The sequence below is a fragment of the Methylobacterium sp. C25 genome (genome assembly GCF_021352225.1).
Lineage (GTDB): Bacteria > Pseudomonadota > Alphaproteobacteria > Rhizobiales > Beijerinckiaceae > Methylobacterium.
This window is the reverse complement of record NZ_JAAUVI010000019.1, coordinates 40,552-54,454: the sequence shown is the minus strand read 5'-3', so window position 1 is coordinate 54,454 and position 13,903 is coordinate 40,552. Positions and strand designations below refer to the sequence as shown.

The window sequence follows — 13,903 nt, the reverse complement described above, 5'->3', positions numbered from 1 at the left end:
GCTCGTGAAGCGCCAGATGTACGGCCGCGGCAAAATGGATCTCCTCCAAGCCCGGCTCATTGGCCTATCGCCATAAGCATCAGCGAGAGTGAGTCAGAGCCAAAGTTGCACGCCGAAACACACACAGGGGGCCTGTGGGTTGGGAAGTTCCTCAAAACCTGCACCTATCAACGTGTCCTGACAGACGAGGCCTCGGCCCTGGTCGGCGAGTACTGCTCCCGTCTCTGCATGCTCGAAGGCTTCGTCGGCCACGCCGAACAGGCGAACATCCGGGTTCGCCGATACGGCGGCAAGAACGTGCCTTATGCGACAGCCGCCGAGTGACCCTCTGACCTCAAGCCTGTCCGAGCCCGAACGGTTCGGACAGGTCGAGGTGCAGCGTGGACCATAGGATGAGTTATCCCGATCTCCCTGTAACGCCGTCCCAACATCTCGGAGGCCGGCGCGCGCTCGTTACAGGAGCCGGGCGAGGCCATGCACATACAATCTCGTGATGCGCTACTTCGACGAGGTCGGCGTTCAACCGAACGTCGTGCAGGAAGCGACGGAGAAGCAGACCATCATCAGCATGGTTTCAGCCGGCATGGGCTTGGCTCTCGTTCCCGAATGGGTCGAAAAGTTGCAGATGGCCGGTGTCGTCTATCGCCCGCTCAACTTTGTTCTAGCCGACCCGCCGCCGGAGGCCCTGTTGGGAGTCTGCTGGCGCAGGCATCAGAAACTCAAAGGGCGCGATCATTTCCTAACCTACCTGCACGAGTTCAATCGCAGGGGATCGGCCGCAGAAGAGAACAACGCCGTAAGCAGCAACGTCGCACCATTCCCTTTGAAGCGGAGCCAGTAGTGGCTCAAATCCGACGTTCTGTACCTACTGCCTTCGGCTGCTTCGGGCCAATTTATGCCGAACGTCCGCTTCGCTCAATTGTCGCCTGGAAGCAGCCTAGCTACATCCGGCCGGCGCAAGCCCTTGAACGCAGCCGGCCAGCTGCCGTCCAACCTCCGAGATACGGGATCGCGTGGACTTTCCATAGACACTTATCTAGTAATCTCAATGACATAGGTGTTCGCAGTTTTATTCTGATTGGTGCGCCAGATTACCTGTATTTCAAAATAGAGCTACGAGCACTTTATTTGGGCGACTCCGTTGTATCTTTTGAGATCGCGCCGCTGCAAGCGGTCCCTTTGTGTTCTCTCGGCACTCCGCTTCACGCCAGTCCATGCCGTTCAAGCTCTATTCTTTCGATCTCAAAAGCGGGCATGAGCCGATCAGGCGGAGCGCGCCGCCTGATCGGCAATCATGATTGCCCTGGCAGGAACCGGTGCCGTTCGTCGCGAAACCGACGAACGATGAACTCCCGGCAGACCGCAACGCGCCGCGCGTCGTGGCTGTCGGGATGGGACATTAGCCAGTAGGTTCTCTGGAATTGGGTGTCCGGCAAGACACGGACGAGCTCTTGGCAATCGGCCACCGCGAAATCGTGCAGGATACCGATGCCTGCTCCGCCTCTCACTGCTTCGAGCTGTCCGATCGCGCTGGCGCACCTGAACACGCGCCGTGTTCGATCCTCCAGGAAAGCGGCGTAATCGAGCGCGGACGCGTAAGTGTAATCGTCGACGCCCGTCACGCCCGCATGCCGCGATAGATCGGACGGCGTCTCGGGCATTCCCTCGCGTTCGAGGTAGGACCGCGCCGCATAGAGCCCCAGGCTGTAGTCGGTCAGCTTCGCGAGGGTCATGCGGCCGTGGGTCGGACGGTCGAGAGCGATGGCGAGCTCGGCTTCCCGCCGCGACAGCGAAAACGTCCGCGGCAACGGCACGAGCTCGACGACCAGATCGGGATAGCGGATGGCCAGCTGGCCGAGTTCGCGTGACAAGAAGAGGTTTCCGAGCGCGTCGGGAGCACCGATCCTGACGGTGCCGGCCGGCTCGACGTCGCCGAGATGCATCTGCGAGGTCGCGGCGATGACCTCCGCCTCGATGCGCTCCGCGACGGGCATGAGGCGCTCTCCGGCTTCGGTGAGAGCGGAGCCGTTCGGCCGGCGATGGAACAGCGTCGTGCCGATCTCCTCCTCCAGACTGTCGAGACGGCGCGCGACCGTCGCGTGGTTGAGGCCCAGCCTTCGCCCGGCCTCGAGCATTTGCCCATGGCGCGCGACGGCGAGGAAAATCTGGAGATGGTCCCAGTTCAAGGGCATTGATTTGCGCACAACGGTTGAGCGGCATCAGCTATTGAAACATATTTTTCGTAGTCCAAAAAAGGCTCGACATAAATGGGCAGGTGCGTCGCTGCCGCCCGAATGAGAGGAAGCGCCATGCCCACCGAGATCGGCCACTACATCGACGGCGGCCGCGCAGGCGGCCGAAGCGGCCGGACTTCGCCGGTCTTCAATCCGGCAAGTGGCGAACAGACGGGTGTCGTCGCACTCGCGAGCACCGCTGACGTCGATCGTGCGGTCGCATCTGCCGTTGCAGCGTTCCCGAAGTGGTCCCGTACGCCTGCGCTACGCCGCGCGCGGATCCTCAACAAGTTCCTCGGTATCTGCGAAGAGCGCATCGACGAGCTGGCGGCCCTGATCACGGCCGAGCATGGCAAGGTGCACTCGGATGCGAAGGGCGAGGTTCAGCGCGGACTGGAAATCGTCGAGTTCGCCGTCGGCATCCCTCAACTCCTCAAGGGTGAGTTTTCCGAAAACGTCGGGACGCAGGTGGACAGCCATGCGCTGCGGCAGCCCCTCGGCGTCGTCGCCGGCATCACGCCGTTCAACTTTCCCGTCATGGTGCCGATGTGGATGTTCCCCGTCGCACTGGCTTGCGGGAACTGCTTCGTCCTGAAGCCGTCGGAGCGTGATCCAAGCCCGTCGATCCTGATGGCTGAGTGGCTGAAGGAGGCGGGTCTTCCGGACGGCGTGTTCTCCGTGGTCCAGGGCGACAAGGAGGCGGTCGACGCCCTGCTTCACCATTCCGACATCGCCGGCGTGAGCTTCGTCGGCTCCACTCCGATCGCGAAGTACATCTACGCCACCGCTACCGCGAACGGGAAGCGCGCGCAGGCCTTGGGCGGTGCCAAGAACCACATGATCGTCATGCCCGATGCCGACATGGATCAGGCGGTCGATGCTCTGATGGGCGCGGCTTTCGGCTCGGCGGGCGAGCGTTGTATGGCGATCTCGGTCGCCGTGCCGGTGGGCGAGAAGGCCGCAGATGCTCTGATCGGGAAGCTCGTCCCGAAGATCAATGCCCTCAAGGTCGGCCCTGGAACCGATCCCGAGTCGGAAATGGGACCGCTGGTGACGAGGCAGCACTACGAGAAGGTGCGCGGCTATATCGATCAGGGCGTTGCCGAAGGGGCCCAACTGCTGGTCGACGGTCGCGACCTCAAGCTCCAGGGCTACGAAGGCGGCTACTTTCTCGGCGGCACGTTGTTCGATCACGTCACGCCGGACATGCGGATCTACAAAGAGGAGATCTTCGGACCCGTCCTCGGGATCACCCGAGCCCCCGACTACGCGACGGCCGCCAAGCTGATCAACGAGCACGAGTTCGGCAACGGCACCGCGATCTTCACCCGCGACGGCGATGCGGCTCGGGAATTCGCTCATGAGATCCAGGTGGGCATGGTCGGGATCAATGTGCCGATCCCGGTGCCGATGGCCTTCCATTCGTTCGGCGGCTGGAAAGCCTCATTGTTCGGCGATCACCACATGCACGGGCCGGAGGGCGTCCGGTTCTATACCCGCCTGAAGACCATCACGACCCGCTGGCCGACCGGCATTCGCGCAGGCGCCGAGTTCGTCATGCCGACCATGAAATAGGGTCGGCCGAGGTCGAGGGATGGGCGCGCGAGCACGTCCGAACACGCCTTGAGGACGATGACGGGAGCCGGTTGTTCAGACCGGCTCCGGTTCGCATCCGGAGAACCATTCGCAGCCCGAGGGCTTTGGGCCACGGGCCGGCTTGACCGAACACGTATCCGATGAACGTGGCGACGGCGGAATTGAGCCGATTGGCACCTACCCGTATGATTTCTTGAACGGCGCTCAAGAAGAAGAGTCGGCAGATTGTCACTTCGGGAACTTCGCACTTTCGTTGCCGTCGCCGAGGGCGGATCCTTCGCAGCGGCCGCCAAGACCGTCGGGCGAACGCAGTCGGCGATCACGGTCCAGATGAAGGTGCTGGAAGACGAGTTCCGGGTGGCGCTCTTCGATCGTTCGAACCGTCCCCCTACCTTGACGTCGGTCGGGCGGGCCTTGCTGCCGCACGCCATTGAGGCGGTCGCTGCCTACGACCGCCTGTTTCAGGTGATCAACGACACGACGGTCGAGGGACATCTCAGGCTCGGCGTCGTGCCGAGCGTGATGACCGGCGTCATGCCGAAGGCGCTCAAGGCTCTCCGGGAGCGCTACCCAGCGCTTCACGTCGAACTGGCCATGGGCCTGTCGAAAGACTTGGTCGGCCGCGTCCAGAAGGGCGCGATGGATGCGGCGGTCGTGAGCGATTTCAAGCTTTCGAACGCTGGCCTTCGCTGGTCGCCGTTTTCTCAGGAACCGCTGGTCCTGATCACTCCGCTCGATGCTCCGGCGAAGAAGGCGGAAGACCTGCTGACGGCATACCCGTTCATCCGCTACTCGCGACACGCGTGGGTCGGGCAACTGATCGACGACTTCCTGAAACGACGAAAGATCCAGGTCCGCGAGGCGATGGTGCTCGACACGCTGGAGGCGATCCGAACCATGGTCCATCACGGATTGGGCGTGTCGGTCGTTCCTCAGCGTTCGACGGACGACGCGAGCGATTTGCCCGTGCGGACCGTTCGGTTCTCAGGGCCGACGACGCAGAGGATCGTTGGTGTCGTCCAAATGGAGGAGCACGCGAAAGCGGCGCTGGTCGACGTCCTTCTGGACGTCCTGAAACGCGAAGCGGCTCCCGGCTCGGGACGGATCGATCGCGTCGCGACGCGGCGGCCGAAGCGAGCCGGCAACGGTGGCGACCCGACCTGAAAACGCGGTCGAAGACCCTGCGTCATCGACGATCCGGGCAATTGCTCCCGCCATCGATCCCGCCGCCGCGTTCCGTACACGGAAGCTGAGAACGGCTCTCTGTTCGTGCCGGGGCGACGCCGCGTGCGCAGCTCCATCGAGGCCTGCCCAGGCAAGGCGAGCTGCCGCGTATCTTCAAAATTGTCGAAGATAATCTTGAGGGAAATTCGATTGTTATAAATCAACGTCGATGTTAGAAAAATTCTCAAGAAAGCCATACGCGGGAGGATATCGAGGATGCCGCAGGCGGATAATGCCTCCCTGACGGTGTCTATCTGGCGCGGCGGCCAGGACGGAAACTTCGAAACATATTCCGTCCCCAATCGTCAGAACCAGACAGTTCTTGATGTCGTCACGCATGTTCAGCGGCACATCGACCCGACACTGAGTTATCGTTTCGCGTGCCGCGTCGGAATGTGCGGCTCATGCGGCATGACAGTGAACGGTCGTCCGAGATGGACCTGCCGCACACACGTCTCCAAGGTTGCGAAGGACGGAAAGCTCCAGATCGCGCCGCTTTCGAACCTGCCGGTCATCAAAGATCTTGCCGCGGACATGCAGCCCTTCTTCGATAAGTGGCAGAAGGCCGGCGGCGTGTTCGAGCCGTCGAAGTCGCGGGCCGAGCCGGTTGAACCGATACGCCCCAACGAGCCGCAACGCATCGCGGCCGACGCGGGCATCGAATGCATCAATTGCGGCGTCTGTTACGCCGGCTGCGACACGGTGCGTTGGAACGACGACTATCTCGGACCGGCCGCCCTCAACAGGGCGTGGACGCTGATGAACGACCTTCGCGACAGCGCTCAGAAGCCGCGACTCGCCGCTGTCGCGGCCAATGGCGGATGCCATGCCTGCCACACCCATCAATCTTGCCAAGAATACTGTCCTCAGAGCCTCAACCCGACGGGTTCGATCTCGCTCCTGAAGCGGCTGGCGACGAAAGCTTATCTCAAGGGTGAGCTGAAGCCATGAACGTGAGGCTCTACATCTGGCAGCGCGGGACTGCCGCGCTGATGGCACCCTTGGTGCTCATCCATCTGGCCGTCATGTTCTACGCGACGCGCCAGGGTCTGACGGCGCACGACATCCTCGGCCGTACCCGCGGCAGCATCGCCTGGGCGATGTTCTATGGAACATTCGTCGTCGCAGCAGCCATCCACGCTTCGATCGGCATCCGGAACATCCTCGTCGAATGGCTTCCCGTCCGGGACCGGGCTGCGGCGTTTCTGTCGTCCGGACTGGGCATCCTCCTGATCCTGCTCGGCGCCAGGGCCGTCTTCGCCGTGGTGTTCGCATGAGCGCACCTCCGCGCCCCTATCGCCGGAATGCGCTCTGGATCGCCGCCATGGTCCACCGGGTCTCCGGCATCGGCCTCGCACTCTTCCTCCCGCTTCACTTCCTGGCGCTCGGTCTGTCGCTTCAAGGTGCGGCCAGGCTCGATTCCTTCCTGCGCTGGACCGACATCCCGCTGATCAAGCTGGCCGAAGGCGGTCTCGTCTTTCTGCTCGGCGTCCATTTCCTGGGAGGATTGCGCGTCCTGTTCGTCGAGAACTTCGACTGGCGCGTGAACCAGTTTCGGGTGGCGACGGCGGCCGGTGGCGCTGCGGCGATGCTCGCATTCGCATTCCTGATCCAGGTTCTGTGAGGTCGACGATGACGATCGAACGCATCGAGACCGATATCCTGGTCCTGGGTTCAGGTGGGGCAGGTTTGTTCGCCGCCCTGCACGCGCACGACCGCGACCCGTCGCTGACCGTCACCATCGCCACCAAGGGGCTGCTCGGCAAATGCGGCTGCACCCGGATGGTCCAGGGCGGCTACAACGTCGCCCTGCACAATGGCGACTCGATCGAGCGCCACTTCATGGACACGATCGAGGGCGGCAAATGGTTGCCCGACCAGGACTTGGCCTGGACACTGGTCTCGACAGCGCCCGAGCGGGTCCGGGAACTCGAGAACGAAGTCGGCTGCTTCTTCGATCGGAACGCCGACGGTTCGCTCCATGGCAAGGCCTTCGCCGGCCAGACGTTCGACCGCACCGTCCACAAGGGCGACCTGACGGGCATCGAGATCATCAACCGGCTGATGGAGCAGGTGTGGAAGCGCCGCTCGATCCGGAAGCTCGAGGAGCATCGGGCGATCGCGATGATCCCGGACACCAGCGGGAAGGCGCTGTCCGGTATCCTGATGATCGACATCCGGACCGGCAAGCTCCGCTTCGTGCAGGCGCGGGCCGTCCTGATGGCGACCGGCGGCGGCCCGACGATGTACCGCTATCACACGCCGTCCGGCGACAAGAGCATGGACGGGCTGGCCATGGCTTTGCGCGCCGGCCTGCCGCTGCGCGACATGGAGATGGTCCAGTTCCATCCCACCGGCCTTCTCGCAGGCCCTGACACGCGCATGACGGGCACGGTCCTCGAGGAGGGCCTGCGCGGTGCCGGCGGTCATCTCCTCGACGGTGCCGAGCGCCGGTTCATGGGCGACTACGATCCGAAACTGGAACGCGCGACCCGCGACGTGGTCAGCCGTTCGATCTATGCCGAGATGAAAGCGGGCCGGACCTCACCCAACGGGGGGGTCTACATCCGCATGAGCCATCTCGGCCCCGACGACGTGGCCAAGAAGTTCAAGGGCATGGTCGATCGCTGCCGCGATTGCGGTTTCGATCTCGCCGGCGGCCTCGTCGAGGTGGTTCCGACGGCCCACTATTTCATGGGCGGCCTGATCTGCCTTCCCGACACGTCCACGGATATGCCGGGGCTCTTCGTTGCGGGCGAGGATGCGAGCGGCATGCACGGTGCCAACCGCCTCGGTGGCAACGGAGTCGCCAACTCGACGGTGTTCGGCGGGATCGCGGGCGACGTCATGCCGGCATGGATCGCCGCCAATGGCGGCCATCGGCCTCCTGACGAAGCCGCGATCGCCCATGAAGCCGAGCGCTGCACCTATCCGTTCGGCCGCAAGCCCGGGGACGTCAATCGCCTGCGCGAACGGTTGATGGACCTGATGTGGGACGATGTCGGTGTGGTGCGCGACGCCGCCGGGCTTGCCCGTGGGCTCGCAGGCCTGGACGCGATCGAGGCCGAGTTGATGGAGATCGGCGTCCCGGATGGCGACCGTGCCTTCAACCTGACTTGGCACGACTGGTTGAACCTCCGGTCTCTCGTCGAGACCAGCCGCGTCATCGCGCTCGCGGCGGCCCGGCGGACGAACTCCCGTGGTGCTCATTTCAGGTCGGACTTCCCCGAACCCGGCGATCTCGAAACCTCGACCTTCACTGTCGTGAGACAGACGGGCTCGGACCTGACGATCACCGACGAGCCCGTCCAGTTCACCAGGGTTCGGCCGGGCGAGTCGCTGCTCGTGCAGGCCGTCGCCGCGGAATAGCGGGCACTCCATCTCCAGATCGATATTCGTCGAGACAGCCATGATCCCTCTCGCAACGATCGAGAAGACGGCCGAAACTCTGATGGAGAAGGCTGCCATCGAGATTCCCGAAGACTATCTCGGTGGCCTCCGGCGTTGCGCCGATACGGAGAAGGGCGACCTTTCTTCGTTCGTGATCCAGGCGATGCTGGAGAACTACGAGGCGGCGAAGGAAGATCGGCGTGCGATGTGCGGCGATACGGGCGTGCCGCGCTGGTACGTGAAATACGGCAACGACGCCCGGCCTGAGAGCGGTCCCATCGGCGTCGAGAGCGCCCTGAGGCGCGCGACCGCGAATGCCACGCAGTCCATTCCGCTTCGTCCGAACCGGGTCCATCCGCTCTGGCGGACCGACCACGACAACAATGTCGGCATCAACGCGCCGGAGATCGACTACGCCTTCCACCCGGATGCGGACTGGATCGACCTGACGACCGTCCACAAGGGGGGCCTGTTCGGCTCCGACTACCGGATGCTGTTTCCCGGCGACGGCATGCAGGGCATCCGACGCTTCTTCCTCGACACGCTCGTCGCCTTCGGCAAGCGCGGGCTCGCCTGCCAGCCTGCCATCGTCGGGGTGGGCCTGGGCGGTTCGAAGGACGCCTGCATGGTGCTCGGAAAGCAGGCTTCCTGCCTGCGCACGGTCGGCAGCCGCAACCCGGACCCGAAGATCGCGGAGCTCGAAGACGAGTTCAAGGAACTCGGCAACTCGATCGGCATGGGCGCCATGGGCTTCATGGGCTCGTCGATGGTCGTCGATTGCAACATCGAGGTCGGTTACTGCCACACCGGCGGCATGCCGATGAGCGTGCACATGTTCTGCCTGTCTTCGCGGAGGGCGACGGCGCGCATCCATGGCGACGGCAGGGTCGAGTACCGCACCGACCCGGACTGGTTCACCGACTACTCGCGCCGCGCCACGGTCGAGTGGCACACGCCCGTCCCGATGGCCACGGAGTGAGGGGCATGGCCAGCACCATCAAAACCGTCGAGCTGACGCTGCCCGCCTCCGTCGAGGCGCTTCGCAAGCTCAAGATCGGCACGGTCGTCTACCTGACCGGCCGGCTCTTCACGGCGCGCGAGGGCGTCTACAAGCGGGCCATCGAGGAAGGCGCCGGGATGCCCGCCGCCAATGTCGATCTCGGCACGGCGAACTTCCACTGCTCGCCCGCCGCCTCGATCGAACCGGACGGTCGCTTCAACGTCGGCGCGGTAACGGCCACCGCCTCGTTCCGCTTCGCGAAGTGGCTGGATGGCTGGTTCAAGCTCTCAGGCTGCAATATCATCATCGGTAAGGGCGGGATGACCTCCGAGATCTATCGGAACGTCTTCGTGCCCAACAAGGCGATCTACCTGACGACCGTCGGCTACGGCACCGGCGCGCTGCTCGGCCGCGGCATCAAGGACGTGCCGGGCGTCTACTGGCGCAAAGAGCTCGGCCTCGCCCAGGCGGTCTGGGTGCTCGACGTCGAACATTTCGGGCCGTTCATCGTCGAGAGCGACCTCGACGGTGCGTCCCTGTTCGAGCGCGAGAACGAGAAGATCGCTCCCGGACTGGCGCGGCTCTACGAGGGCACCAAGCCCGCCACGCTGCGCCGCTACGGCGAGACCGACGACAAAACGGACGAAGTGATCTGACGAGCCCAGCACGGCAGACTGGGAGCCGCGATGGCGTTCTCCGGCCTGTAACCGACGTCACGCCGATGGGAGATGCGCATTGAGGGTCGTCGACGTCCGGATCGGGCCACGGTTCCGGGATTTCCCCAACACGGCCGTGAATGCCAGCAACGGGCGGCGCGACCGGATCACGTGCGCCGAAGGAGGCGGGCCGTGATCGAGACGCTCGTTGTAGCAGCCTGCCTCGGTGGGGCCGGCTTCATCTCCGGGCTGACGGGCTTCGCGTTCTCGCTGATCGCGTCCGGCATCCTGCTCACGATCAAGCCGCCGATCGAAGCCGCGGCCCTCGTGCTGATCTGCAGCATCCTCTCGAACGTCATCGCCATCGTCCGCCTGAAGACGGCGCCGCCCTGGCCGACGGCCCTTGCCATGATCCTCCCCGGCTTCCTCGGCGCACCGATCGGGATCGTCCTCCTGCACGAGTTGCGTCCGACCGCGATCAAGATCGCGATCGGGGTGTTTCTCATCGCCTATGCCAGCTTCCTGGCCTGCCTGCGTCCGGATTTCCACGTGAAGGTCAGAGGCCTGTGGGTCGACGGCGCGGTCGGCTTCGTCGGCGGCATCCTCGGGGGCATCGCCGGCCTGTCGGGTGCCCTGCCGACCGCCTGGAGCATGGTCCGGGACTGGGAGCCGCGGATCCAGCGGGCCGTCTACCAGAGCTTCACGCTGGTGATGCAGATCTGGTCCCTCGCCATTCTCGCGCTCTACGATCCCTTCCCCCCGGAACTCGTCGACGACCTGAAGGTGGGCATCCCCGTCGTCCTGGTCAGCGTCCTGCTCGGATTGGCGCTCTTCTCGCGCATCAACCAGAAAATATTTCGCTCCGTCGTGCTCGCGCTGCTCGCCGTGCTGGGACTGACGACGACCGTGCTCGCTCTTCCGGGTTTGGCTCACTGACGCGGCGCCGGAGGCGCCATGATCGGTGCGCTCGGCCGAGTTCGGCCAGCCACGTTTCAACGACCGTAGCGCGAAAAGGGAGACCACCACATGGATCGATTGCGCGGTGCGGATATCGTCGCGAAGGCGCTCGAACGGCTCGGCGTGACCCGGATCTTCACGCTGTCCGGCAACCACATCATGCCGATCTTCGACGCCTTGCTCGCTACGAAGATCCAGCTCGTCCACGTCCGTCAGGAAGCAGCGTGCGTGCACATGGCGGATGCGTGGGGACGGCTGACCGGTGAGGTCGGTGTCGCGCTTGTCACGGGCGGCCAGGGCATGTCGAACGGCGCCGCGGCCCTGTTCACGGCTCTGGCGGCAGAGTCGCCGGTCCTCCTGCTATCGGGGCATGCCGGTTTGAAGGAGTCGGGGAGGGGCGCTTTCCAGGAACTGGCACAGGCCGATATCGCGCGGCCCATGACGAAGGCCTCATGGACGGCGTCGTCCGTCGCGACCCTTGGCACTGACCTCGCGACCGCCATGAGGATCGCTCTGGAAGGAAGGCCCGGTCCCGTGCACCTCGCCCTCCCGGTCGATCTCCTGGAGGAATCTGTCGATGAGCGGAGCATCCGTCTTCCGGATGCCGTCACGCCGGTCGCGGTGGCCCCAGCATCCGACCTGATCGATCGCGTGGCGCGGATCGTGGCGGACCACGAAAGACCGCTGATCCTGGTCGGACCGGCCATGTGCGGCGACGAGCGGCGGTCCAAGTCGGACGCGCTCGCACGACGCATCGGTGTCCCGATCGTGGCGATGGAAAGCCCGAGGGGGACGAACGATCCGTCGCTCGGAAGTTTCGCGGAGATCCTGGAGGATGCCGACCTTCTCGTTCTGATCGGCAAGCCTTTGGACTTCACGCTGAAGTTCGGTGAGGCGCCGGCAATTTCGGGCGATTGCAAGTTCGTCGTCATCGATCCGGATCCGGAACTCGTCGCGAGAGCGGCGCGAAGCAAGGGCGATCGACTTCTCGCCTCCGGCATCGCCGATCCTTCCGCCGTCCTGGAGGCGCTCGGCTCGTCCGAGGTCTCGGACGGCTCCGGGCATGGCGAGTGGTATCGGCGTGTGGGCGCGGCGCTGTCCTACGAGCCGCCAGAGTGGAACGACGCCGAAAGTCCGGATCGCGTGCACCCGGTGCAGCTTTGCCGGGCCGTTCGGGATTTCCTGGGCAAGCATCCAGGCGGAACGCTCATCTGCGACGGCGGCGAGATCGGTCAGTGGCCGCAGGCGATCGTCAAGGGTGAGCGGCGCCTCGTGAATGGCGTTTCAGGCACGATCGGGGCCTCGATCCCATTCGCCATCGCCACGCGCTGTCTCAACCCGACAGGCCCGGTGATCGCGATCCTCGGCGATGGCACGTTTGGATTCCACATGGCGGAGTTGGACACGGCCGTCCGCTACGACCTGCCAATCATCGTCGTCATTGGAAACGACGCCCGCTGGAATGCCGAGTATCAGATCCAGTTACGTTCCTACGGGATCGATCGCGCCAACAACTGTGAACTCCTTCCCTCACGGTACGAACAGGTTGCCGAGGCGCTCGGGGGTGTCGGCATTCGGGTAACGTCGCCCGGCGAACTCCCGGCTGCGCTCGAAGCCGCCCATGCGAGCGGCAAACCCACCTGCATCAACGTGTTGATCGAAGGCGTTCCGGCACCCGCGATCCGACGGCCGACGTAACGATCGAGACGGCCATCTGAGCGGCGAAGACCATGTGGAGGAGACGATGCAGAGACGCCAACTGATCGCCGGGGCGGCCGCACTTCTTTCGCCCCCCGGTCGCGTCAAGGCCGAGGCGACCGACGTTCGAATCGCGCGCCAACCGAGTCTCGGCCACCTGCCCCTGATGATCATGGAGGAGCGGGAGCTCCTGCAGAAGCAGGCGGACGCGAGAGGTCTCGGCCGTCTCAATGTCGGCTACGTCACGCTCGCGGGCGGGGCAGCCATGAACGACGCCCTTCTGTCGAACGCCATCCAGTTCGCGGCAGGCGGCGTGCCTCCGATGATCCTGCTCTGGTCGAAAACAGCCGGAACGGGGCTCGAGGTCAAAGGCGTAGCCGCCATGAACTCGATGCCGCTTCTGATGAACACCAACAACCCAGCCATCAAATCCCTGAAGGATTTCAAAGACACCGACAAGATCGCTCTCCCGGCCGTCAAAGTGTCGGTGCAGGCCTTCTTCCTTCAGATGGCGGCGGAGCAGGAGCTCGGAGAAGCTCACCGGCACGATCTGGACAAACTGACGGTCACGCTCTCACATCCGGACGGGATGGCTGCGCTCTTCTCAGGTCAGGAGATCAGCGCTCACTTCACGGCTCCCCCGATCCAGGAGCTCGAAGCCCGCAAGCCGGGTATCCGAACCATCCTGAATTCGTTCGACGTTCTTGGGATGCCGTCGACCTTCAACGTCGTATGGGCATCGTCGAAATTCGTGAACGCCAATCCCAAGCTCACCGAAGCCTTCATGGCGGCGCTGGAAGAGGCCATCGGTATCATCCGGGCCGACAAGAAGGCCGCCGCGGCCAGCTATCTTAGGCTTGCGAAAGACCCGAGTGATTCTGCGCTAATCGAGCAGATCTTGAACGACCCGCAAGTGAATTTCACGACCACGCCTCAGGCGATGGCGAAGTATTACGAGTTCATGGAGCGAACCCGTCTCATTTCGCGCGCTCCGAAGAACTGGAAGGATGTCTTTTTTTCGTTCTTGCACGATAAAGCCGGCAACTGATCATCAGCCCTGAAACCGCGCCGTTCAGGCGGAAGACGGACGGGGCCGGAAATTTCTCGTCGAGACCTGGAGACGAACCATCGAGCCATCGATCGGCAGC

General features: G+C 64.0%; 12 protein-coding genes and 2 pseudogenes. 13 read left to right on the top strand and 1 reads right to left on the bottom strand.

Features of this window, described 5'->3' with window-relative positions:
* Positions 1-117: 117 nt before the first annotated feature.
* Both HCU64_RS24665 and HCU64_RS24660 read left to right on the top strand, forming a co-directional pair.
* Positions 118-324: pseudogene (locus tag HCU64_RS24665) on the top strand (histidinol dehydrogenase); the annotation flags it as partial.
* A gap of 160 nt (positions 325-484) precedes the next feature.
* A pseudogene (locus tag HCU64_RS24660) lies at positions 485-841 on the top strand (LysR family substrate-binding domain-containing protein); the annotation flags it as partial.
* Positions 842-1,292: 451 nt separating this feature from the next.
* Here HCU64_RS24660 and HCU64_RS24655 read toward each other — a convergent pair.
* A complete protein-coding gene (locus HCU64_RS24655) occupies positions 1,293-2,186 on the bottom strand; it encodes a LysR family transcriptional regulator (RefSeq protein ID WP_233387089.1) in 894 nt (297 codons plus the stop codon).
* 123 nt (positions 2,187-2,309) lie between these two features.
* Between HCU64_RS24655 and HCU64_RS24650 the strand changes: the two genes are divergently transcribed.
* The 11 genes from HCU64_RS24650 to HCU64_RS24600 all read left to right on the top strand — a co-directional run bounded on the left by HCU64_RS24650 (position 2,310) and on the right by HCU64_RS24600 (position 13,803).
* Positions 2,310-3,809, top strand: a complete 1,500-nt coding sequence (locus HCU64_RS24650) for a CoA-acylating methylmalonate-semialdehyde dehydrogenase (RefSeq protein WP_233387078.1) — start codon at positions 2,310-2,312, stop codon at positions 3,807-3,809.
* A gap of 246 nt (positions 3,810-4,055) precedes the next feature.
* Entirely contained in the window at positions 4,056-4,994 is a 939-nt protein-coding gene (locus HCU64_RS24645; RefSeq protein WP_233387076.1) for a LysR family transcriptional regulator, read from the top strand.
* Positions 4,995-5,270: 276 nt separating this feature from the next.
* Entirely contained in the window at positions 5,271-6,005 is a 735-nt protein-coding gene (locus HCU64_RS24640; RefSeq protein ID WP_233387074.1) for a succinate dehydrogenase/fumarate reductase iron-sulfur subunit, read from the top strand.
* On the top strand, positions 6,002-6,331 hold the full coding sequence (locus HCU64_RS24635; RefSeq protein WP_183509046.1) for a succinate dehydrogenase: 330 nt from the start codon (positions 6,002-6,004) through the stop codon (positions 6,329-6,331). The genes HCU64_RS24640 and HCU64_RS24635 overlap by 4 nt, the downstream gene beginning before the upstream one ends.
* The gene (locus HCU64_RS24630) at positions 6,328-6,678 is read left to right on the top strand and encodes a succinate dehydrogenase, cytochrome b556 subunit (protein ID WP_233387072.1); all 351 of its coding nucleotides are present in this window, start codon (positions 6,328-6,330) and stop codon (positions 6,676-6,678) included. The genes HCU64_RS24635 and HCU64_RS24630 overlap by 4 nt, the downstream gene beginning before the upstream one ends.
* Positions 6,679-6,686: 8 nt before the next feature.
* Complete coding sequence (locus HCU64_RS24625) at positions 6,687-8,423, top strand: L-aspartate oxidase (protein ID WP_233387071.1); 1,737 nt, start codon at positions 6,687-6,689, stop codon at positions 8,421-8,423.
* Positions 8,424-8,463: 40 nt separating this feature from the next.
* Positions 8,464-9,423 carry a fumarate hydratase gene (locus tag HCU64_RS24620; RefSeq protein WP_233387070.1) on the top strand — a complete coding sequence of 320 codons (960 nt, stop codon included), beginning with the start codon at positions 8,464-8,466 and terminating at the stop codon, positions 9,421-9,423.
* A 5-nt stretch (positions 9,424-9,428) separates the two neighbouring features.
* Positions 9,429-10,100 carry a fumarate hydratase C-terminal domain-containing protein gene (locus HCU64_RS24615; RefSeq protein WP_233387069.1) on the top strand — a complete coding sequence of 224 codons (672 nt, stop codon included), beginning with the start codon at positions 9,429-9,431 and terminating at the stop codon, positions 10,098-10,100.
* Between the two features lie 192 nt (positions 10,101-10,292).
* Positions 10,293-11,036: a TSUP family transporter gene (locus HCU64_RS24610; RefSeq protein WP_233387068.1), complete on the top strand. Its 744-nt coding sequence runs from the start codon at positions 10,293-10,295 to the stop codon at positions 11,034-11,036.
* A 90-nt stretch (positions 11,037-11,126) separates the two neighbouring features.
* The gene (locus HCU64_RS24605; protein ID WP_233387067.1) at positions 11,127-12,755 is read left to right on the top strand and encodes a thiamine pyrophosphate-binding protein; all 1,629 of its coding nucleotides are present in this window, start codon (positions 11,127-11,129) and stop codon (positions 12,753-12,755) included.
* A 34-nt stretch (positions 12,756-12,789) separates the two neighbouring features.
* On the top strand, positions 12,790-13,803 hold the full coding sequence (locus HCU64_RS24600) for an ABC transporter substrate-binding protein (protein WP_233387066.1): 1,014 nt from the start codon (positions 12,790-12,792) through the stop codon (positions 13,801-13,803).
* Positions 13,804-13,903 lie beyond the last annotated feature (100 nt).

What these genes read in the sequence shown, in the direction of transcription:
- HCU64_RS24605 (WP_233387067.1), top strand. Translation starts at nt 11,127, where the DNA reads ATGGATCGATTGCGCGGTGCGGATATCGTCGCGAAGGCGCTCGAACGG.
- HCU64_RS24635 (WP_183509046.1), top strand. Translation starts at nt 6,002, where the DNA reads ATGAACGTGAGGCTCTACATCTGGCAGCGCGGGACTGCCGCGCTGATG.
- HCU64_RS24615 (WP_233387069.1), top strand. Translation starts at nt 9,429, where the DNA reads ATGGCCAGCACCATCAAAACCGTCGAGCTGACGCTGCCCGCCTCCGTC.
- HCU64_RS24625 (WP_233387071.1), top strand. Translation starts at nt 6,687, where the DNA reads ATGACGATCGAACGCATCGAGACCGATATCCTGGTCCTGGGTTCAGGT.
- HCU64_RS24630 (WP_233387072.1), top strand. Translation starts at nt 6,328, where the DNA reads ATGAGCGCACCTCCGCGCCCCTATCGCCGGAATGCGCTCTGGATCGCC.
- HCU64_RS24620 (WP_233387070.1), top strand. Translation starts at nt 8,464, where the DNA reads ATGATCCCTCTCGCAACGATCGAGAAGACGGCCGAAACTCTGATGGAG.
- HCU64_RS24640 (WP_233387074.1), top strand. Translation starts at nt 5,271, where the DNA reads ATGCCGCAGGCGGATAATGCCTCCCTGACGGTGTCTATCTGGCGCGGC.
- HCU64_RS24650 (WP_233387078.1), top strand. Translation starts at nt 2,310, where the DNA reads ATGCCCACCGAGATCGGCCACTACATCGACGGCGGCCGCGCAGGCGGC.